We start from the raw sequence: 20,030 nt of genomic DNA, 5'->3' as shown, positions 1-20,030 counted from the left end.
CTGTCGGGCGGCCCAGGCTGGTCCCGTCCCGGCACCACTGGCAGCGACCGCCGAGGGAGTCGCAGGACCCCGACGAGACCAACGGCAGGAGCATCCATGGGCACCGAGACGACGACGAAGCGCGGCACCCGCGCCGCGAGCCCCGACCCCGCCGAGAACGCCCGCAACGAGGTACGGCTGCGGGGCCGGGTGGGTGCGGCCGCGGAGGAGCGCGTCCTGCCGAGCGGAGACGTCATCGCCACCTTCCGTGTCATCGTGCCGCGGCCCCCGGCGAGGGCCGTCTCGGCCAGCGTCGACACCCTCGACGTCGTCTGCTGGGCGGCTGTGCCACGGCGCGCCGCCGGACGCCTCGAGGCCGGTGACGTCGTCGAGGTCGAGGGTGCGCTGCGGCGCCGCTTCTTCGGGGTCCCGGGCGGCCGGTCGAGCCGCTACGAGGTCGAGGCGGCACGGGTCCGACGGGTGTCCGGCGGGCGCCGCGCCGGCACCTAGACTCTGCTGCCATGACCGACGCCGTCCAGTCCGCCCCGTCCGGAACCGCGTACAGCCGACGCGGCGTCTTCGAGGTCGGCGAGCGCGTCCAGCTGACCGATCCCAAGGGCCGACTGCACACCATCACCCTCGAACCCGGGCGTGAGTTCCACACGCACCGCGGCTTCCTGCGTCACGACGACCTCATCGGTGCGCCCGACGGCTCGGTCGTCGTCAACACCGCAGGTGTGGAGTACCTCGCGCTGCGACCCCTGCTGTCCGACTGGGTCATGTCGATGCCCCGCGGCGCCGCCGTCGTCTACCCGAAGGACTCCGGACAGATCGTCCAGATGGCCGACATCTTCCCGGGGGCCACGGTCGTCGAGGCCGGGGTCGGCAGCGGCGCCTTGTCGATGTCGTTGCTGCGCGCCATCGGGGAGCAGGGGCGGCTGCTCTCGTTCGAGCGGCGGGCCGACTTCGCCGACATCGCCCGGGGCAACGGACGCGCGTTCTTCGGCGGCGACCACCCGGCTTGGACCGTGACCGTCGGCGACCTCGTCGAGACCCTTCCAAGCGTCGTCGAGCCGGGCACGGTCGACCGTGTCGTCCTCGACATGCTCGCCCCGTGGGAGTGCCTCGACGCCGTCGGTGACGCCCTCGTGCCCGGTGGTGTCCTCATCTGCTACGTCGCGACGACGACCCAGCTGAGCCGGGTCGCCGAGGGTGTCCGGGCCCACGGTGGGTTCACCGAGCCATCGGCCTGGGAGTCGCTCGTGCGGGGTTGGCACCTCGAGGGCCTCGCGGTCCGTCCGCAGCACCGCATGCACGGCCACACGGGCTTCCTCATCACCACCCGCCGGCTCGCCCCGGGGGTCCTCGCACCCGAGCGCAAGCGACGTCCGGCCAAGGGCGCCTACGGTGAGTCCGGCTCGGGTGACGCCGCGCCCGCCGGGCCCGGCCTCGACCCGTCGGCGGGTTCCGGTTCACTCGCCTCCACCGACGTCCCGGACGACGCCTGGACCTCGGAGGCGCTCGGTGAACGTGTCAAGAGCGACAAGTCGATCCGGCGCGCGCGGCGGTCAGTGGCTGGAACGTCCGACTAGATCGGCCCGCAGCGGGTTAGGGTCGAGACGTCACACGTGGTGCGAGTGACGGATGAGGAGGCCGAGATGTCGGACGACGTCTTCAACCCAGACCGCGACGACGTGAGTGGTGCGGGCACCCCGGAAGCCGGCCAGCGCGAGCTCGACGCCCTGCGCTCCGAGGTCCGGGCGCTCCGCGACGCGGCGCGCACATCGCCCCAGCGCACGCGTGAGCTCGAGGCGCGCCTCGCGCACGTCCAGACGAGCCTGTCCACGCTGTCGGCGCAGAACGAGCGTCTCGTGCGCACCCTCAAGGAGGCCCGCGAGCAGATCGTCACCCTGAAGAAGGAGGTCGACCGCCTCGCCCAGCCGCCGAGCACGTACGGCGTCGTCGTCGACGAGCCGGCCGACGGGGCCGTCGACATCCTGACCGGCGGGCGCAAGATGCGGGTGGCCGTCAGCCCTTCCGTCGACGCCGCCACGCTCGGCGTCGGCCGGGAGGTCATGCTCAACGAGGCGCTCAACGTCGTGTCCGCGCACGGCTACGAGCGCGTCGGCGAGGTCGTCACGGTCAAGGAGAAGCTCGAGGACGGCCGCGTCGTCGTCGTGACGCACGGTGACGAGGAGCGCGTCTGCCGCCTCGCCGAGCCGCTCACCCACGAACACGTCCGGGTCGGGGACTCCCTGACGCTCGATGGCCGCGCCAACTTCGTCCACGAGGTCGTTCCCAAGCTCGAGGTCGAGGAGCTCGTCCTCGAGGAGGTGCCCGACGTCGGCTACGAGGACATCGGTGGCCTGGGCAGCCAGATCGAGCAGATCCGCGACGCCGTCGAGCTGCCGTTCCTCCACCCCGAGCTGTTCAAGGAGCACGCGCTCAAGCCGCCCAAGGGAGTCCTGCTCTACGGCCCGCCCGGCTGCGGCAAGACCCTCATCGCCAAGGCGGTCGCGGCGTCCCTGGCCCGCCAGGTCGCCACCCGCGCGGCCCAGGCCGGTGAAGCCGACGGGTCGGACAAGAAGAGCTACTTCCTCAACATCAAGGGCCCCGAGCTGCTCAACAAGTACGTCGGCGAGACCGAGCGGCACATCCGGCTCATCTTCCAGCGGGCCCGCGAGAAGGCGTCCGACGGCACGCCCGTCGTCGTCTTCTTCGACGAGATGGACTCGCTGTTCCGCACCCGTGGGTCCGGGGTCAGCAGCGACGTCGAGACGACGATCGTGCCGCAGCTGCTCGCCGAGATCGACGGCGTCGAGCGACTCGAGAACGTCATCGTCATCGGCGCCTCGAACCGCGAGGACATGATCGACCCGGCGATCCTGCGCCCCGGGCGCCTCGACGCGAAGATCAAGATCGAGCGACCCGACGCCGAGAGTGCGCGCGACATCTTCAGCAAGTACCTGACCCCGTCGCTTCCGCTGCACGAGCACGACCTCGCCGTCAACGGCGGCGACCGGGACGCGACCATCGAGGCGATGATCACGGCCGCCGTCGAGCGGATGTACTCGGAGATGGAGGAGAACCGCTTCCTCGAGGTGACCTACCAGGGCGGCGACAAGGAGATCCTCTACTTCAAGGACTTCAACTCCGGCGCGATGATCCAGAACATCGTCGACCGGGCCAAGAAGCTGGCGATCAAGGAGTTCCTGACCACCGGCCAGAAGGGCATCCGCGTCGAGCACGTCCTCACCAGCTGCGTCGACGAGTTCAAGGAGAACGAGGACCTGCCCAACACGACGAACCCCGACGACTGGGCCCGGATCAGCGGCAAGAAGGGCGAGCGCATCGTCTACATCCGGACCCTGCTCAAGGGCAAGGACGGCACCGAGCCCGGCCGGTCGATCTCGACCGCCAACACGGGCCAGTACCTCTGAGCCGCAAGGCTGTTCACTCACGAACGACGACTCACCCGCGAGGGGCCGCGACCGACCAGGTCGCGGCCCCTCGCGCGCGGACGGCGCCCCGGCCGACCCGACCCGCGGGGTCCTGTGCCGGGGCAGCACCCCGGCTCAGGCGGCGCGACGCCGTGCGACGACACCGGCGAGGGCACGCCAGCCCAGCAGGAACACCGCGAGCACGACCGAGGCGACGACGACGAAGCTCGGGGCGGTACCCGCGCCGGTGAGGTGGCGCAGCAGGATGCCGAACAGCACGGTCGCGAACCAGACCGTGACGCCCGGGCCCAGGTCCACGGGCCAGCGGTGGCGAAGGACCCGGACGACGAGCCAGCCCACCCAGCAGCCCACCAGGAACGGCCATGCGGTCGCGAGCGTGCCGACGACCGAGCCGGCCTCGGCGTGGCTCGCCCGACCGATCGCGGCGAAGACGACGACGAGGGCGATGTCGAGCGCGAGGGCGACGACGGGGCGACGCAGGCCCGTCCCGCGCGGCGAGGAACGGGCGGCACCTCGCCCATCGGCGCGGGTCCCGGTCGGCCGGCTCATGCCGGCGCGTCGAAGGGCAGCTTGGCCTGGGGCGGGGCGTGCGTCGGGTCGACTCCCTCGAACAGCGAGCTGATCGAACGGCCGTGGTGGATCCGGCTGATGGCCTCGGCGAAGAGCGCCGAGACGGAGCGGACGGTCAGCTCGGGCCAGCCGTGCGGCGGGGGCACGGTGTCGGTCGTGACGACCTCGGTGACGAAGGGGTGTCCCCGCAGCCGTTCGACGGCCTTGCCCGCGAACAGCCCGTGCGTGCAGACGATGGCCGCCTCGGTGGCGCCGGCGTCCTTGAGTCGGTCGAGCAGCTCGAGCATCGACCCGCCCGTGGCGATCTCGTCGTCGAGGATGATGGCGCGCCGTCCGGACACGTCGCCGACGATGGAGTCGATGACGACGCGGTCGTCGGCGACCCGCTGCTTCGAGCCGGCGGCGACGGGCAGGCCGAGCAGCCGCGAGAACTGCGTGGCCACCTTGGCGTTGCCGAGGTCGGGACTCACGACGATCGAGTCGGTGAGGTCGGTTTCGCGGAAGTGGTCGGCCAGGACGCCGATGGCCGTGAGGTGGTCGACCGGCGTGGAGAAGAAGCCGTGGACCTGGGGCGCATGCAGGGCCATCGTCAGGACGCGGTGGGCGCCGGCCGTCGAGATCATGTCGGCGACGAGACGCCCCCCGAGCGAGATGCGGGGGGCGTCCTTCTTGTCCGAGCGCGCGTAGGCGTAGTGCGGCATGACAGCCGTGATCTGGGCGGCGGAAGCGCCCCGGGCCGCGTCGATCATGAGGAGCAGCTCCATGAGGTGCTCCTGGGTCGGCGGCACGAGCGGCTGGACGATGTACACGTCGCGCCGGCGACAGTTGGCCAGCAGCTGGGCCTGCAGGCAGTCGTTGCTGAACCGCTTGAGGTCCACAGGGGAACGGGTCACTCCGAGGTGGCCGCAGATCCGGTCGGCGAGCGCCGGATGAGCCGAGCCGCTGAACACGACGACATCGTTCACTTCGAGTCATCCCTCTCGAGGTCCGCGTGCCACGCAGACTAGCCGACCCGCCGCGCGGTGTCGCGGCGCCGAACTCACGGCTGCGTGGGGCACCATGAGCAGGTGTCCAGCGAACCCGGTCAGCAGCAGACGGCCGCGGAGCCGTCTGCGCCGGAGGAGGAGCGCCACCCCGCGCGCGCCGTCGCGACGTCCGCCGCCTCCACCCAGCCGACGGACCCCACCCGTCCGACAGTCCCAGCCCACTCGGACGCCGGTGACGCCGGTGACGCCGGTGACGCCGGTGACGCGGACACCGAGGCACAGCTGCTCGACCCCGCGGTCCCGCCCCCCGTGCCGGCCGCCGACGTCGAGGTCGTTGAGCCCCCGATCCCGGTTCGCGTCCGCCGCCCCGCCGACGTCGTGCGCCTCGTCGTCGTCGTGCTGCTGCTCGTCCTCGGACTCGTCCTGGCCGACATCGCGTCCGGCACGCGCGGCGCCGTCGAGCAGGACCTCACCGACGCCACGAGCGGCCTCCCGCGCGTCCTGCTGACGTTGCTGGCCTGGATGAGCGGCATCGGCGTCCTGCTCCTGCCCATCGGGGTGGGCATCGACCTCGTCGTGCGCCGGCGCGGGCTCCAGCTCATCCAGGCGCTCGGGGCCGCCGTCGTGGCGGGAGTGCTCGTCATCGTCCTCGCCGTGCTCGTGCAGACCGGCAACGGCGGCTTCCTCACCGACGTGCTCACCCGCCCGACGACGACCGGACACACCGGGCCGCTCGACATCGTCGTCGTGTCGACCGTGTCGCTGCTCACCGTCGCGGACATCTCCGGGCGCAAGTGGATCTGGCCGGCCGCGGTCACCGTCGTCATCGCGACCCTCGTCACCACACTGCTGTCGGGGGCCATGACGCTCGCGGCGCTCACCGCCTCCCTGCTCATCGGCTGGCTCGTCGGGCTCGCCTTCCGGCTCGCCTTCGGCGTCACGACGACGCGGGCGCCGGGCCGTGAGGTGGCCGACGTCCTCGTCGCCACCGGGCTGCGGCTGCGCCGGCTCGAGCTCGTCGACGCCAACGACGCCGGGGACCGGCGCTACACGGCGACGGCGGACGACGCCGACGCCTCGGGCGCCGACGCGACGGACGCCGGCGCCTCGGGCGCCGGCACGTCCACGCGCACCCTCGACGTCCACGTCGTCGACCGCGACACGTTCGGCCTCGCCTCGGGCCGGCGCTTCCTCCGGGTCCTGCGACTGCGCAGCGGGTTCACGCGCGCACCGGCGCTGACGCTGCGCTCGGAGATCGAGCACCGCACGCTCATGGGCCTGGTCCTCGACGACCTCGGCATCCGGGCGCCGCGGCCGGTGTCGGTGGCCGAGGTTGGTGCCTTCTCGGCCGTCATCGCCTACGACCAGCCCGAGGGCACGCCGATCACCGAGGTCGGCCCGGCGCTCACCGACACCCAGCTGGCGGCGGTCTTCCGGCTGTCCGAGACGCTGCACCGCCGCCGCGTCGCCCACCGCGCCCTGAGCCCGCAGAACGTCCTCGTCGACGGCGACCGGGTCGCCCTCGCGCGGCTAGGCAGCGGTGACGTCGCCGCCGACGACATCAGCCTGCGCATCGACCTCGCCCAGCTGCTGACGACGGTCGCGCTCGCCGTCGGGGCCGAGCGGACCGTCCGGGCCGCGATCGAGACGCTCGGTGAGGACGCCGTGCTGCGGGCCGTGCCCCTGCTGCAGGCCGTCGCCCTGACGCCGGACACCAGGGAGGCGCTCCGCGAGCGCCGCGGCGTCCTGAAGGACCTCCGCGGCAGGCTCGTCGAGCTGCGCCCGTCCATCGAGCACGTCGAGCCGGTCCAGCTGCGGCGTGTGTCCGCGCGGGCCGTCGTCACCGTCATCGGTGGCGTCGTCGCCGCCTACTTCATCCTGACCCAGCTGGCCCAGGTCGACCTCTCGACGGTCTTCCGCCAGGCCGACTGGCGCTGGGTCGTGGGTCTGGTCGTCTTCGCGGCCGCGACGTTCGCCGGCGCCTCGGTCGCGCTGGCCGGTGCCTCGCCGATCCACCTGCGTTTCGTGCGCACGTACATGACCCAGCTCGCCGTGGCGTTCAGCGGCCTCGTGGCGCCGGCGGCGGTGGGCAACATCGCGCTCAACACCCGCTACCTGCAGACGTCGGGCCTGACGCCGACCCTCGCGGGGGCCAGCGTCGGTGTCGCCCAGGTGGCCCAGTTCTGCTCGTACTTCGTGCTGCTCGTCATCTCCGGCGTCCTCGCGGGTACCGGGCCCTCGGTCTCGTTCAGCCCGTCGCCGGTGCTCGTCGCGGGGATCCTCGCGGTGGTCATCGCGGTGCTCGGACTGCTCGCCGTCCCGCGCATCCGGTCGCTGCTCACCGAACGCGTCATGCCGCACGTGCGCTCGGCCCTGCCGCAGGTGCTCGAGACGTTCCAGCACCCGCAGCGGTTGCTGCAGCTGCTCGGTGGCGCGCTCCTGCTCGACACCTCGTTCGTCGGCGCGCTCGTCTGCGCCACGCGCGCCCTGGGGGAGCAGCCCGCCGTCGCCTCGGTCGCGGTCGTCTACTTCGCCGGCGCCATCATCGGCTCCGCCGTGCCGACGCCCGGTGGCCTGGGCGGCATCGAGGCGGCGATGTCGGCCGGCCTCATCGCCGTCGGCGTCCCGAGCGGCGCGGCGGTCTCGGCCGTCATCCTCTACCGGCTCGCGACCTACTGGCTTCCCATCCCGTTCGGCTGGGGGGCCCTGAACCGACTCCAGAAGGTCGGGGCGATCTAGCCTCGCGTCACGAGCGCTGCGCTGGCGGGCCGCCCGTGCGGTTGCCGGCGCCGAGGCGTCCGCGGCCGTGCTGCCCCGGACCGTTAGGGTCGGGCCATGACGGTGCGTCGGATCATGGGACTCGAGACCGAGTACGGCATCTCGGTGCCCGGCGACCCGCTCGCCAACCCGATGTTCCTGTCGGGGCAGGTCGTCAGCGTCTACGCCGCCGCGCAGGGCATCCGCTCCAACCAGTCGAGCTGGGACTACGCCTTCGAGGACCCCCTGCGCGACGCGCGCGGCTGGCAGCTGGACCGGCAGACCGCCGATCCGAGCCAGCTCACCGACGTCGAGGACCCGACGCTGGCCAACGTCGTGCTGACCAACGGCGCCCGCTACTACGTCGACCACGCGCACCCCGAGTACAGCTCGCCGGAGGTGACGCGGCCGCGCGACGCGGTGACGTGGGACCGGGCCGGTGACGCCGTGGCGCTGGAGTCGGTCCGGCTGCTCGCGTCGCGCCCGGGTCAGGCGCCGGTCAACCTCTACAAGAACAACGCCGACGGCAAGGGCCAGTCCTACGGCACGCACGAGAACTACCTCATGCCGCGTCGGACGCCGTTCGCCGACATCGTGCGCCACCTCATCCCGTTCTTCGTCACGCGCCAGGTCGTCTGCGGCGCCGGGCGCGTCGGGCTCGGGGTCGACAGCAGGGGAGCGGGCTACCAGATCTCCCAGCGCGCGGACTTCTTCGAGACCGAGGTCGGCCTCGAGACGACGCTCAAGCGCCCGATCATCAACACCCGCGACGAGCCGCACGCCGTCGCCGACCGGTACCGCCGGCTCCACGTCATCATCGGCGACGCCACCCACCTCGACGTCGCGACGCTGCTCAAGATGGGGACCACCTCGCTCGTCCTCGGCATGATCGAGGACGGCCACCTCACGCAGGACTGGTCCGTGCGGCGACCGGTGGCGGCCCTGCAGACCGTGTCGCACGACCCCGGCCTCACCGCCAAGGTCGAGCTCGTCGACGGCCGGACCGTCACCGCCCTCGACGTGCAGTGGATGTACCTCGAGGCCGCCCGGGCCTGGCTCGACGGCCGCGGCGACGACCCCGAGCCCGAGGCCACGGCGGAGGTCATGGCCCTGTGGGAGGACGTCCTGACGCGCCTCGGCAGCGACGTGTGGTCGGCGGCCCCGATGGTCGACTGGGTGGCCAAGCTGCGCCTCCTCGAGGGCTACCGCGCGCGGGACGGCCTCGGATGGGACGACCACCGGCTGGCGGCCATCGACATCCAGTGGGCCGACGTCCGCCCCGAGAAGGGCCTCGTGCACCGCCTGCGCGACCGCGGCAGCACCCGCGAGCTCGTGACGCCCGAGCAGGTGCGCGCCGCCCGGACGACGCCACCGGAGGACACCCGCGCCTGGTTCCGCGGTGAGTGCGTGCGCCGGTTCACCCCCCACGTGTTCTCCGCGAGCTGGGACTCCGTCGTCTTCGACGTGCCCGGTCACGCGAGCCTGCAGCGCGTGCCGATCCTCGACCCGGAGCGCGGCACCCGGGCCCAGGTCGGCAGGCTGCTCGAGGAGAGCGAGGACGTCGCGGCGCTGCTCCGCGGCCTCGCTGCCCCCGAGTAGCCGGGGCGAGCAGACCCTCCGGCATCGCGTTCGGGCCGGTCGAAGCCGGTCGGTGACCGTTCGGTGACCGGGTGGTGACCGGTCGGTGCTCCGAACGGCGGGGCCCACGCGTTAGGGTCGTGGTGAGCGAATGAGCCCCCCGGACTGCCGGGGGCTCACCAACTTCCAGGAGGTCGTCATGTCGGGACAGGAGCACGCCAAGCCACAGCGTCGCGAGGACGAGCCGCCGGAGGCTCCCGAGACCCCGCCAGCAGCCCCGGCGGGCGCCGCGGTCAAGGAGGGTCTCGACGACGACATCGACAACGTCCTCGACGAGATCGACGGTGTTCTCGAGTCGAACGCCGAGGAGTTCGTCCGCGGCTTCGTCCAGAAGGGCGGCCAGTGACGCAACCCGTGCCGGGGCGTCCTCGCCGGCTCGACGACGCCTACCTCGCGGCCGGGTCCTCGTCCTTCACCGAGTTCGTCTCCACGTTCCGTCCCGAGCTGCTCCCGTCCGGTCGCAACCTGCCCGCCGGCACGAGCATCGAGGCTCCGCACGGCACGACGATCGTCGCGCTGCTCTTCGAGGGCGGCGTCGTCATGGCCGGTGACCGTCGCGCGACGATGGGCAACTTCATCGCCAACCGCGACATGGAGAAGGTCTTCGCCGCGGACGAGTTCAGCGTCGTCGGCATCGCCGGTACCGCCGGTGTCGCCGTCGAGCTCGTCCGCCTCTACCAGGTCGAGCTCGAGCACTACGAGAAGATCGAGGGCACGGTCATGTCCCTGGAGGGCAAGGCCAACCGCCTCGCCTCGATGATCCGGGGCAACCTCGGCCTGGCCATGCAGGGCCTGACCGTGGTGCCGGTCTACGCCGGCTACGACCTCGTGGCGGGCGTCGGGCGCATCTTCTCCTACGACGTCACCGGCGGCTGCTACCCCGAGGCCGGGCACCACTCGACCGGCTCCGGCTCGGTGTTCGCCCGCGGCGCCCTGAAGAAGCTGTGGCGACCCGGCATCGACGAGGAGCAGGCGGTCTCCATCGCCATCGAGGCGCTCTACGACGCCGCCGACGACGACTCCGCCACCGGCGGCCCCGACCTCGGCCGGCAGATCTGGCCGTCCGTGTCGGTCGTCGACCACGCCGGCTCGCGATTCGTCGGCCAGGACGTCCTGGAGGGGCACGTGCAGCGCGTCGTCGCCGCCCGCCGCGACAACCCCGGAGGTGCGCGATGAGCATGCCGTTCTACGTGCCGCCCGAACAGGTCATGAAGGACCGGGCCGACTTCGCGCGCAAGGGGATCGCGCGGGGGCGCTCGGTCGTGGTGCTCGGCTACGACGAGGGCATCGCCTTCGTCGCGGAGAACCCGTCCCGGGCCCTGCACAAGGTGTCGGAGATCTACGACCGCATCGCGTTCGCCGCGGTCGGCCGCTACAACGAGTTCGAGAGCCTGCGCGTGGCCGGCATCCGCTACGCCGACCTGCGCGGCTACTCCTACGACCGGGCCGACGTCACGGCGCGGGCCCTGGCCAACACCTACGCCCAGACGCTGGGTGCCGTCTTCACCCAGGAGTCCAAGCCGTTCGAGATCGAGATCGTCGTGGCCGAGGTCGGCGCCACGAGCGAGGACGACCAGGTCTTCCGGCTCACCTACGACGGCTCCGTCGCCGACGAGCAGGGCTTCGTCGTCATGGGCGGCGCGAGCGATGCGGCCGAGGAGCGCCTCGGCACGCGCTGGCGGCCGGGACTCGACCTCGGCGAGGCGCTGCGCCTTGCCGTCGACGTGCTCGCGCAGGGCGAGAACGGCGACCGACGCACCCTCGACGCCTCGCAGCTCGAGGTGGCCGTCCTCGACCGGGGCCGCCCGCGTCGGTCGTTCCGCCGCATCGTCGGGCCGCTGCTGGTCCGCCTGCTCGAGGAGGTCGGCCCCGAGGTCGGCCCCGACTCCGGTGGCGGCTCCGCTGCCGACCCCGGTGGCGACCCCGGTGGCGACCCCGGCAGCCAGCAGGGCGCCTCGGAGCCGACCGACGGCCCGGACGCCTCGGGAACCGGCCTGACGCCGACGCCGGAGGCCTGAGCGCCGCCCTGGCGTCGCGCTCGCGGTCGAAGCGGTCGACGCGCGCGACGCGCCCCACGAGACGGACGGACGCACGACGGAGGCCGCGCACCAGACCTGGTGGGCGGCCTCCGTCGTGTCCCCGGCTACCCGCGCCGGGCGCGGGGCGTCAGCGACGCGTGCGGACGTTCCCGCGCTGGTAGTAGGAGGCCTGGTCCGAGCCGTACTGTGCCTCGCCCTCGGCGGGCGCCTCGACCTCGGCCTCGGCCCGGGCGTCGCCGGACCCGGTCGCCCCGCCCTCGGCGGGCTCCTCGGACGCGGTGCCCTCTGCGGTCTCGTCAGCCCGGTCGGCCTCGGGGGCCTCGCCGGCCTCCGCGGTCTGGTCCTCGGGAGCCTGCGCCTGTCGTGCCTCGGCGATGGCCTCCTCGGCCGGCGACGGCGTCGCCTCGACGGGGGGCTGGGCGTTGGCCGGCTTCTCGGGCGCGCCGAGGCTGTCCATGAGGGCGCCGCCACCGAGGGTGGCCAGCATCTGGCGGACGTTCGTCAGCTGGGCCGTGATGCTGTCGCGCTGGGCCGTCGCGGCCGCCAGTTCGCGGTCGGACTCCTCGCGCAGGCGCGACGCGTGGTCGCGGGCCTCCGAGACGATCTGGTCGGCCTGCGCCTGGGCGTTCTCGAGGAGGCGCTGGGCGCGCGTCCGCATCTCCTGGGCGTCGTGCTCGGCGCGCTCGGTCAGCTGGCGCAGGCGAGAGTCGCTCTCGGCGAACGCGGCCTCCTGCTGCTGGCGGCGCTGCTCGAACTCCTTCTCGGCGGCGTCCCGGCGCGCGGCGAGCTTGACCTCGAGCTCGGCGGACGCCTGTGAGGCCTTGAGCCGGTGGTTCTCGTACTCGGCCGCCGCCTCCTGACGCTGCGCGGACGCGACGCTCTGGGCCTCGGCCAGGATCGCCTGGGCCTCGCGGTTGGCCTGGGCGATGATGCGCACCGCCTCCTCGTCGGCCCGGGCGCGGGCCTGCTCGGCGTAGGTCGTCGTCGTCGACTTGAGCTCGTTGGCCGCCCTCGTCGCCCTCTCGCGGATCTCCTCGGCCTCGCTCGCGGCCCGCTCGCGGATGTCGCCGGCCTCCTGGTCGGCGAGTGTCAGGATCTGCGCGATGCGCTCACCGAGGTCGGCGAAGGTCTGCGCCGGGGTGGGGGAGCTGTTCTTCTTCAGGTCGGCCATGACGCGCGACTGCTGGCCGAGCTGCCCCCGCAGGTCGGTCAGCGCGGCGTTGAGCTTCGTCAGCTCGACGCTGCGCTCGGCGGCGTCCTTCTTGGCGGCCTGGAGAGTCCGGTTCTGCTGCTCGATGAACGAGTCGACCTCCTCCGGCTCGTAACCGCGGCGGGCGAACTTGAAGTTGGGTCTGTCGATCATTTCCGTCCAATGCAGGGAGGTGGAGGGGCGTGCCGGGGACAGGCGTCATTGTGTCAGGCGCACCTCGCTTGCTATCACACGGACGGACGCCTGATGAGACGGCTCGGAGAGTCGTCTCGCGACCGAGACACTCCTCGCCGCCCCGAGCGCGAGGGGGGCCCCGAGTGCCCCGAGCACCCGGAGCACCTGAAGCGCCTCGAGCGGCTCGGGTCCCGGCCGGCCCTGCGTCTCAGTGCAGCCGGACGCGGGGGTCGAGCACCGCGTAGACGATGTCGACGACGATGTTGGCGACGACCACGGCAGCAGAGGCGAACAGCACGATGCCGATGATGACCGGAAGGTCCTGCTGGTTGATCGCGTCGATCGCGGTCTTGCCCAGGCCGGGCAGCGAGAACACCGTCTCGGTGACGACGACGCCGCCGAGCAGGGCCCCGACGTCGATGCCGAACTGCGTCACCACCGGCGTCAGGGCGGCGCGCAGCGCGTGCCGGACGACGACGCGTCCCTCGCCGATCCCCTTGGAGCGCGCGGTACGCACGTAGTCCTCGCCGAGGACGTCGAGCATCGAGGCACGGGTCAGGCGGGTGTACGTCGCGGCCGACACGAGGGCCAGGGTGAGCCAGGGCAGCACCATGTGGAGGAACCACGGGCCGAGCCCCTCGCTGAAGGCCGCGTAGCCGCCCGGGGGGAAGACGGCGACACCGCTCAGGGTGAGCCGGAAGTAGAAGAAGTAGAGCAGCAGCAGCCCGAGCAGGAAGGTGGGCATCGAGTAGAAGAAGAGGCTGAAGGCCGTCAGGGACCGGTCGACGAACGACCGCGGCCGCACCGCCGACACGACCCCGTTCGTCACGCCGAGGACCAGCCAGATGACGGCTCCGCCGACGACGACGGACAGCGTGATGGGCAGGGCCGCGCCGAGGATCTCGGTGACCGGCACCTGGTGGTAGTAGTCGTACCCGAGGTCGCCGTGCAGGGCCTTCCAGATGAAGTCGGTGTACTGCTTCCACACCGGCTGGTCCAGGCCGAGGCGGTGGGAGATGAGGGCGACGGTCTCGGGGGTGGCCTGCCGGCCGGCGAGGGTGCGGGCCACGTCGTTGGGGGCGATGAAGAACAGGGCGAACACGGCCACGGTGATGAGCCACAGGACGAGCACACCGAGTGCGAGCCGGCGCACGAGGAAGCGGGTCATGGGGGCCTCCTACTCGGCGGTCTCGACGACGGCGGGGGCCACCACGGCCATCAACCGGTCGGCGCGCGGGTCGAACGCGTCGCGGACGCCGTCGCCGAACAGGTTGAAGGCAAGCGTCGTGATGAGCAGCGCGACACCGGGGAAGACGACGAACCACCAGGCCGTCGTGTAGTAGTTCTGCGACTCGCTGATCATGCCGCCCCAGTCGGCCGTCGGCGGCGCCAGGCCGAGTCCGAGGAAGCTCAGCGTCGCCTCGACGACGATGACGACGGGGATGAGCAGCGACGCGTACACGATGACCGGGGCCAGGACGTTGGGCAGGATGTCGACGAACATGATCCTGCTGTCCGAGGCCCCGAGCGAGCGCGCCGCCTCGACGAACTCGCGCTCGCGCAGCGAGAGCACCTGCCCGCGGACGATACGGGCCACGGACGCCCAGCTGAAGAACCCGATGACGAGCACCGTGACGAGCAGGCTCGGTCCGGTGATGGACACGAGGGCGATGGCGACGAGCAGGAACGGGATCGACAGGACCACGTCGATGAGCCGCGCGAGGAGGGTGTCGACGATCCCGCCCAGGAAGCCGGCGGCCAGGCCGATGACGACGCCGATGACGACGGTGAGGGCGGTGGCGACGACGCCGACGAGCAGCGAGATCCGGGCCCCGTAGGCGATCCGGACGAGGATGTCGCGCCCGAGGTCGTCGGTGCCGAGCCAGAAGAGGCTCGACGGGGCCGTCGGCAGGCCGTCCGCCGTCAGGCCCTGCTGACGGTACTGCTCGTTGACCGGGTGCCCGGTGATCGTCGTCGCGAGCGGCGCGAAGACGGCCATGAGGATGATGAGCACGATGACGACGAGCGAACCCATGGCCACCTGGTCACGGCGCAGCCGTTGCCAGGCGAGCAGCCACGGGCTGCGCCCCTCGATGCTGCGCCGGGTGCCGGCCGGCGCGCCGCCGGGTTCCGGGGCCAGCTCGGGCGCGACGCCCTCGCTCGATGTCGGGGTGGGAAGGATGCCGCTCACGGCTGCTCGCCTCCTCGGGTGGTCGGTGCCTGGGGCGCGGCCGGCTCGGCGGGCGCGTCGGAGGCCAGGTCCTCGCCGGCGGCGAGGGGGTGGAAGCACGCGGTGCGGTGGGTCGGCGCGTCGCCCAGGACCGGCTCGAGCGGTGGGACCGAGACCGAGCAGTCGGCCTGGGCCCGCGGACACCGCGTGTGGAACCGGCACCCGGGCGGCGGCGCCGTCGGCGACGGCAGGTCGCCGACGAGGATCGTCTGGCTGCGGCTGTCCGCGACGTCGGGGTCCGGTACCGGCAGGGCCGACAGCAGGGCTCGCGTGTAGGGGTGCCGCGCGCTCGTGAACAGCTCCTCGGTGGGAGCGATCTCGGCGACCTTGCCGAGGTACATGACGGCGACGCGGTCGCTGACGTGCCGCACGACGGACAGGTCGTGGGAGATGAACAGGTACGTCAGGCCGAAGTCGTCCTGCAGGTCGATGAGCAGGTTGATGATCTGGGCCTGGATCGACACGTCGAGGGCCGACACCGGCTCGTCGCAGATGACGAGGCGCGGTTGGAGCGCCAAGGCTCTCGCCACACCGATGCGCTGGCGCTGCCCGCCGGAGAACTCGGCCGGGAAACGGTTGTAGTGCTCGGGGTTGAGCCCGACGCGCTCCATGAGCTCCTGGACGCGGCGCTTGACGTCGCGGTCCGAGCCGATTCCGTGGATGACGAACGGGTCGCCGATGATCGAGCCGACGCGTCGCCGCGGGTTGAGCGAGCCGTACGGGTCCTGGAAGATCATCTGCACCTCGCGACGGACCGCGCGGAGGTCGCGCCGGCCGAGGTGCGTGATGTCGCGGCCGTCGAAGGTCACGGTTCCGGCGGTCACCTCGTGGAGCCGGGCGATGCAGCGGGCCAGGGTCGACTTGCCGCACCCCGTCTCGCCGACGAGGCCGAGGGTCTCGCCGGCGCGGATGTCGAGGGACACGTCGTCGACGGCGTGGACCCATGCGTCACCGCGGTGCCACAGCCCGCCGGAACGGACGGGGAACGTCTTCGACACGTGCTCGACCGTCAGCAGCGGCGCGTCCGAAGAGCGTCGGGTCGGCTGGGACGCCGGGGCGACCGGGCTCGTGCTCATGCCGGCTCCTCCTCCCGGTCGGGGGACCTGCGGGTCCGGGCGCCGACGATCCCGAGGTCGGCGCCGTCCTTGGGCAGGAAGCAGGCGGACGTGTGCTGGGGGTCGTGCGCGACCGGTTCGAGCAGCGGCAGCTCGCGCCGGCACCGGTCGAAGACGTGTGGACAGCGGGGTGCGAAGGGGCACTGCACCGGGGGGTCGATGAGCGAGGGTGGGGTGCCGGCGATCGGCGTGAGCCGGCTGCGGGTGCCGCCCTGGGCCGGCAGCGAGGCGAGCAGCCCCTGCGTGTACGGGTGGTGGCCGAGGTAGAAGATGGTGCGGCGGGGAGCCCGCTCCATCGCGCGCCCCGCGTACATGACGACGACGTCGTCGGACATCTGCGCGACGACGCCGAGGTCGTGGGTGATGAGGATGATCGCCGTGCCGAACTCCTCCTGGAGCCGGCGCATGACGCCCAGCACCTGCGCCTGGACGGTGACGTCGAGCGCCGTCGTCGGCTCGTCCGCGATGAGCAGGGCCGGGTCGAGGGCCATCGCCATGGCGATCATGACGCGCTGGCGCATGCCGCCGGAGAACTGGTGCGGATAGTCGTCGAGGCGCCCGGCGGCCCCTGGGATGCCGACCAGGGCCAGCAGCTCGGCGGCCCGGGCCCGGGCGGTCGCCGTCGCGGTGTCGGGCCTATGCGCCTTGATCATCTCGACGATCTGCCAACCGACGGTGTAGTACGGGTGCAGGCTCGAGAGCGGGTCCTGGAAGATCATCCCGATCCGGGCCCCGCGGATCCGCTGGAGCGTGCGGGCGGGGGCGCCGAGCAGCTCGACGCCGTCGAACCGCGCCGACCCGGACACGTGCGCGCCGCGGGTCAGGCCCGTGATCGTCTGCGTCGCGACGCTCTTGCCCGACCCGGACTCGCCGACGATCGCGAGGGTCGTGCCCCGCTCGACGTCGAAGGACAGGTTGCGCACCGCCTCGACGACGCCGTCCGGGGTGGCGAAGGAGACCGAGAGGTCACGAACCTCGAGCAGGGCCATCGGATCGCCTTTCCGAGAGGGTCGGTCCCCGGCGTGGCGGTTCACCCCGGGGAGGGTTCCCGTGGGCCGGTCGGGCCCACGGGAACCGAGGGTGGGGGAGGTTTCCGAGGGAGCGTCGGGCCGTCAGCCACCCTGCTTGTCGGCACTGAGCCACACGTTGGTCGGGTCGTAGTTCTGCATGGCCGGCACGTAGACCCCGCCCTGGACCTGACTCGCGTGGTAGTTGGCCTGCTTCGGGTTGGTGATGGGGAAGAACGGCGCGTCCTCCATGACCTTGTGGTCCGCCTTGGCCCACAGCGTCGCCGCGCCCTCCTCGGTCGGCGCCTCGGCCGCCTGCGTGATGAGCGCGCTCGCGCCCGGGTCCTCGTAGAGGCCGAAGTTGCTGCCGACCGGTGGGAACGAGGCCGAGCCGGAGAAGAGCGGGTTGAAGAACGACAGCGCCGCGTTGCCGTACCAGTCGGCGCCCCAGCCGGCCACCGCGAGGTCCCAGACACCGCGCTTGGCGACGGAGGGCACCTGCAGGTACTTCGTGTAGAAGTCGGCGTTCGGCGAGGGCACGCCCTGCACGGTGATGCCGGCCTTGGACAGGTCCTGCTGGGCGGTCTGGAACGTCTTGCTGCTGCCCTCCGAGGAGTTGCGGTAGAGCATCTTGAGGGTCAGCCCGTTCGGGTACCCGGCGTCGCTCAGCAGCTGCTTGGCCTTGGCCGCGTCGTACGGGTACAGGTCGAAGTTCTGCTCACCGCCGACGATGTCCGAGGGCAACACGTGGCTCAGCGGTTCGTTGAGGTTCGGTCCACCGATGACCTGGATGATGTTCGTCCGGTTGAGCGCGTACTCGATGGCCTGGCGCACCTTGACGTTCTGCAGCGCCTTGTTCTCGTTCGGCGAGGCCGTGTTGAAGACGATGTACGGGTTGGACGACGCCGACGGCCCGATCGTCAGGTTCGGGTCCTTCTTGGCGATGAGGGCGGGCAGCTGCGAGGGCGGCGGGAAGTTGTCGAACTCCATGTCGGCGCTGGCCGTCCCGGTCTGCAGCTGCTGCTGGGTCGAGTCCTGCGTGACCGTCTCGTTGATGACGATCTTGTCGACGTAGGCCTTGCGGACCGGGTCCGTCGAGCCGTCCCACGCCGGGTTGCGGCTGAACGTGATGTTCTTCGTCGCCGAGTAGCTGTCGATCTGGTAGGGGCCGTCGGACAGGGTGTGCTGGGCCAGCTCCGGGCTAGCCGGCAGGTAGGCGTCCCACTCCTTCGGGGCGGGTGAGAAGGCCGGCAGCGTCAGCATGTCGGGGAAGTAGCTGGCCGGGCTGTTCAGGGTGAAGACCACGGTGAGGTCGTCCTTGGCCACGACGCCGGGCAGCGGCGTCTTGTCCATGTACGCGGCGAGGGCGGCCGGCGTGTGGCCGACCTTGGCGAACCCGTCGCAGAAGCTCTGGAACCCGACGATGAGGGTCTCGTAGTCGGGCAGGCCCCCGAAGGGCTGCACCGGGTTGCACGTGCGCTTGACGCCGCGCACCATGTCGGCCGCGGTGACCTGCCGGGGCGGGGAGGTGTTCCACTTGGCGCCCGAGCGGATCTTGATCGTGTACGTCTTGCCGTCGGCGCTGATGCCGCTGCCCTGCGTCGGCATGCTCTGCGCGAGGTCGGGCACCGGCTTGGTGGTCTGTCCCTCGACGGCCGGGTAGGTGAACAGCTGCCGGCTCCACATCCGGAGGCCGAGGTAGCCGATGGAGTAGTAGCTGATGTTCGGGTCCATGTAGTCGACGTCACCGCTGCCGAGCATGTTGAGCGTTCCGCCCTTGACCGGTGTCGACGACGAGGTGGCGCCGGTTGCGGAGCCACCCGTCCCGCCGCCCGTCGTGCAGGCAGCGAGCGTGAGGCAGCCGGCGGTCACGGCCGCCGCCGCCCCCACGGGCCACGTCCTCTGTGGCATCTCGTTCTCCCTTGGTGTCGGGGTCACCGGCCGTCGGGCCGGTACGGTCGCCCGGGTCGGGGCAGCCGTCGTGGTCACGCTAGGCAGGGTGCGAACCGGCGCCGACTCGCTCGCAGGCGAAGTCACGAGATCGCAAAGTGACCGTCACACAAGGCGTCCCGGCGGTCACGAACCCGTCACGGACCCGACACGGACGGGATCTGCGCCCAGGACCGCCGCAGCGGCGGACGTATATTGGCCGTATGGGGCGACGGGTGCTTCTCGTCGAGGACGACGCCCGCGTCAGGCGGGTCCTGCGACTGGCTCTGGAGGACGAGGGTTTCACGGTGCTCGAGGCGGCCGACGGCCGGCAGTGCCTCGAGCGCCTTGCCGAGGGCGCGCCCGACGTCGTCCTGCTCGACCTCATGCTGCCGGACCGCGACGGCTTCTCGGTGTGCCGTGAGGTGCGGCGCGGCAGCGAGGTGCCGGTCATCATGGTCACGGCGCGGACCGACAGCCACGACGTCGTCGCGGGTCTGGAGTCGGGCGCCGACGACTACGTCACCAAGCCCCTCGTGGCCAAGGAGCTCGCGGCCCGGATCCGGGCCCTGCTCAGGCGGACCGAGCCGCTGCTCGGTGGTCGTGCCCCGAGGCAGATCGTCACCGGGGACCTCGTCATCGGCGTCGAGGACGGTCTCGTCACCCTCGCCGGCGAGCCGGTCGGCCTGACCCGCACGGAGTTCCGCCTCCTCGTCGAGCTGGCCCAGGCCGAGGGCCGCATCTGCAGCCGCGAGCAGCTGCTCGACCGGGTCTGGGGCTACGACTACTTCGGCGACAGCCGCATCGTCGACGTCCACATCCGGCGTCTGCGCACCAAGGTCGAGCGCGACCCCGCCAACCCCCGGCACGTCGTCACCGCACGGGGCCTGGGCTACCGGCTCGCGGGCTGAGGACGCGACGATGCCTGGGGCACA

The 20,030-nt window shown here is 72.0% G+C and carries 17 protein-coding genes; 9 read left to right on the top strand and 8 right to left on the bottom strand.

Annotated elements, in window-relative coordinates; translation table 11 throughout:
• Positions 1 to 96 precede the first annotated feature (96 nt).
• The 3 genes from AC1VM9_RS17965 to arc all read left to right on the top strand — a co-directional run bounded on the left by AC1VM9_RS17965 (position 97) and on the right by arc (position 3,419).
• Positions 97 to 489, top strand: a complete 393-nt coding sequence (locus AC1VM9_RS17965; RefSeq protein ID WP_481341166.1) for a single-stranded DNA-binding protein — start codon at positions 97 to 99, stop codon at positions 487 to 489.
• Positions 490 to 500: 11 nt separating this feature from the next.
• Positions 501 to 1,571 (top strand): tRNA (adenine-N1)-methyltransferase, encoded by a 1,071-nt coding sequence (locus tag AC1VM9_RS17960; RefSeq protein WP_481347472.1) that lies wholly within the window; start codon positions 501 to 503, stop codon positions 1,569 to 1,571.
• Positions 1,572 to 1,637: 66 nt separating this feature from the next.
• Entirely contained in the window at positions 1,638 to 3,419 is a 1,782-nt protein-coding gene (gene arc / locus AC1VM9_RS17955; protein WP_481341168.1) for a proteasome ATPase, read from the top strand.
• A 135-nt stretch (positions 3,420 to 3,554) separates the two neighbouring features.
• Here arc and AC1VM9_RS17950 read toward each other — a convergent pair whose 3' ends face one another.
• The gene (locus AC1VM9_RS17950; protein ID WP_481345511.1) at positions 3,555 to 3,989 is read right to left on the bottom strand and encodes a DUF3054 domain-containing protein; all 435 of its coding nucleotides are present in this window, start codon (positions 3,987 to 3,989) and stop codon (positions 3,555 to 3,557) included.
• Complete coding sequence (locus AC1VM9_RS17945; protein WP_481341169.1) at positions 3,986 to 4,975, bottom strand: ribose-phosphate diphosphokinase; 990 nt, start codon at positions 4,973 to 4,975, stop codon at positions 3,986 to 3,988. The genes AC1VM9_RS17950 and AC1VM9_RS17945 overlap by 4 nt, the downstream gene beginning before the upstream one ends.
• Positions 4,976 to 5,077: 102 nt before the next feature.
• Here AC1VM9_RS17945 and AC1VM9_RS17940 point away from each other — a divergent pair, with 102 nt between their 5' ends.
• The 5 genes from AC1VM9_RS17940 to prcA all read left to right on the top strand — a co-directional run bounded on the left by AC1VM9_RS17940 (position 5,078) and on the right by prcA (position 11,409).
• The gene (locus AC1VM9_RS17940) at positions 5,078 to 7,735 is read left to right on the top strand and encodes a lysylphosphatidylglycerol synthase domain-containing protein (protein ID WP_483123598.1); all 2,658 of its coding nucleotides are present in this window, start codon (positions 5,078 to 5,080) and stop codon (positions 7,733 to 7,735) included.
• 96 nt (positions 7,736 to 7,831) lie between these two features.
• On the top strand, positions 7,832 to 9,352 hold the full coding sequence (dop, locus tag AC1VM9_RS17935) for a depupylase/deamidase Dop (RefSeq protein WP_483123597.1): 1,521 nt from the start codon (positions 7,832 to 7,834) through the stop codon (positions 9,350 to 9,352).
• 178 nt (positions 9,353 to 9,530) lie between these two features.
• Positions 9,531 to 9,737, top strand: coding sequence for a ubiquitin-like protein Pup (locus AC1VM9_RS17930; RefSeq protein ID WP_481341195.1), 207 nt, complete (start codon positions 9,531 to 9,533; stop codon positions 9,735 to 9,737).
• Positions 9,734 to 10,567, top strand: a complete 834-nt coding sequence (gene prcB, locus AC1VM9_RS17925) for a proteasome subunit beta (RefSeq protein ID WP_483123595.1) — start codon at positions 9,734 to 9,736, stop codon at positions 10,565 to 10,567. Before AC1VM9_RS17930 ends, prcB begins: the two co-directional genes overlap by 4 nt.
• Positions 10,564 to 11,409: a proteasome subunit alpha gene (prcA, locus tag AC1VM9_RS17920; protein WP_483123594.1), complete on the top strand. Its 846-nt coding sequence runs from the start codon at positions 10,564 to 10,566 to the stop codon at positions 11,407 to 11,409. Before prcB ends, prcA begins: the two co-directional genes overlap by 4 nt.
• A gap of 148 nt (positions 11,410 to 11,557) precedes the next feature.
• Here the strand turns inward: prcA and AC1VM9_RS17915 are convergent, their stop codons facing one another.
• The 6 genes from AC1VM9_RS17915 to AC1VM9_RS17890 form a co-directional block, all read right to left on the bottom strand.
• The gene (locus AC1VM9_RS17915) at positions 11,558 to 12,793 is read right to left on the bottom strand and encodes a hypothetical protein (RefSeq protein WP_483123593.1); all 1,236 of its coding nucleotides are present in this window, start codon (positions 12,791 to 12,793) and stop codon (positions 11,558 to 11,560) included.
• Positions 12,794 to 13,022: 229 nt separating this feature from the next.
• Entirely contained in the window at positions 13,023 to 13,982 is a 960-nt protein-coding gene (locus tag AC1VM9_RS17910; RefSeq protein ID WP_483123591.1) for an ABC transporter permease, read from the bottom strand.
• 9 nt (positions 13,983 to 13,991) lie between these two features.
• Positions 13,992 to 15,005: an ABC transporter permease gene (locus tag AC1VM9_RS17905; RefSeq protein WP_481341176.1), complete on the bottom strand. Its 1,014-nt coding sequence runs from the start codon at positions 15,003 to 15,005 to the stop codon at positions 13,992 to 13,994.
• Positions 15,002 to 16,120 (bottom strand): ABC transporter ATP-binding protein, encoded by a 1,119-nt coding sequence (locus AC1VM9_RS17900; protein ID WP_481341177.1) that lies wholly within the window; start codon positions 16,118 to 16,120, stop codon positions 15,002 to 15,004. The genes AC1VM9_RS17905 and AC1VM9_RS17900 overlap by 4 nt, the downstream gene beginning before the upstream one ends.
• Positions 16,117 to 17,148, bottom strand: a complete 1,032-nt coding sequence (locus tag AC1VM9_RS17895; RefSeq protein ID WP_481341178.1) for an ABC transporter ATP-binding protein — start codon at positions 17,146 to 17,148, stop codon at positions 16,117 to 16,119. Before AC1VM9_RS17895 ends, AC1VM9_RS17900 begins: the two co-directional genes overlap by 4 nt.
• Positions 17,149 to 17,271: 123 nt before the next feature.
• A complete protein-coding gene (locus AC1VM9_RS17890) occupies positions 17,272 to 19,077 on the bottom strand; it encodes an ABC transporter substrate-binding protein (RefSeq protein ID WP_483123590.1) in 1,806 nt (601 codons plus the stop codon).
• A gap of 242 nt (positions 19,078 to 19,319) precedes the next feature.
• Here AC1VM9_RS17890 and AC1VM9_RS17885 point away from each other — a divergent pair, with 242 nt between their 5' ends.
• Entirely contained in the window at positions 19,320 to 20,006 is a 687-nt protein-coding gene (locus AC1VM9_RS17885; RefSeq protein ID WP_481341180.1) for a response regulator, read from the top strand.
• Positions 20,007 to 20,030 lie beyond the last annotated feature (24 nt).

This window comes from Monashia sp. HAY1-11D (assembly GCF_056868035.1).
The sequence above is the reverse complement of the archived record's forward strand: the minus strand, read 5'-3'. Positions and strand labels throughout refer to the sequence as shown.